The organism is Mesorhizobium sp. M7A.F.Ca.US.006.04.2.1, assembly GCF_004022915.1.
Lineage (GTDB): Bacteria > Pseudomonadota > Alphaproteobacteria > Rhizobiales > Rhizobiaceae > Mesorhizobium > Mesorhizobium ciceri.
In genome coordinates this window covers 1-1,011 of record NZ_RZQA01001355.1, presented here as the reverse complement: position 1 = coordinate 1,011, position 1,011 = coordinate 1, and the positions used below count along the sequence as shown (strand labels likewise).

Here is a 1,011-nt window from a genome sequence, read left to right as displayed (position 1 = left end):
AGGAAGGCGCCAAAGGACTGGCCGGCAGTGCCGGTCAGCTTCACCGATATCGTATCCTCGCGCAGGCCCTTGTGCTTGAAGCGCTTGGCCACTTCGCCCGACAGCATGGCGCCCGCGGAGCGGTCGACATTGCGGATATCGACCTCGATCTTGACCGGCAGCTTGCTCTCGAGCGCCGGCTTGGCCAGTTCGATCAGCTTGCGGTCGAGCACGTCGTCGATCGGGTGCTTCTGCCGCTCGGTCCAGTGCACCGCTTCATGCGGCGCATCCGGCTTGAAGAACATCTTCGAGAAATCGAGCCCGCGCGCCTTCCAGTGCACGATCAGGTCGCGCTTTTCCAGAAGATCGGTGTCGCCGATGATCTGGTCGAGATGGGTGTAGCCCATCTCGGCGAGCAGCTCCCTCACCTCTTCCGCGACGTAGAAGAAGAAGTTGATGACATGCTCGGGCGTGCCCTTGAAGCGCTTGCGCAGCACCGGATCCTGCGTCGCGACGCCGACCGGACAGGTGTTGAGATGGCATTTGCGCATCATGATGCAGCCGGCCGCGATCAGCGGTGCGGTCGAGAAGCCGAACTCGTCGGCGCCGAGCAGCGCCCCGATGATGACGTCGCGCCCTGTGCGCAAGCCACCATCGACCTGCAGCGCAACGCGCGACCGCAAGCCGTTCAGCACCAGCGTCTGGTGTGTCTCGGCAAGGCCCATTTCCCACGGGCTGCCGGCATGCTTGAGCGAGGTCAACGGCGAGGCACCGGTGCCGCCGTCATAGCCAGAGATGGTGATGTGGTCGGCGCGCGCCTTGGCGACGCCCGCCGCAACCGTGCCGACGCCGACTTCCGACACCAGCTTGACCGACACGTCGGCCGCCGGATTGACGTTCTTCAGGTCGTAGATCAGCTGTGCCAGATCCTCGATCGAATAGATGTCGTGATGCGGCGGCGGCGAGATCAGGCCGACGCCCGGCGTCGAATGCCGGACCTTGGCGATGGTGGCGTCGACCTTGTGGCCGGGC

The 1,011-nt window shown here is 64.8% G+C and carries 1 protein-coding gene; it reads right to left on the bottom strand.

The features are described from left to right. Positions 1-1,011, bottom strand: a 1,011-nt coding sequence (locus EN925_RS37250; protein WP_245487442.1) for a glutamate synthase-related protein, incomplete at both ends; no start/stop codon positions are given.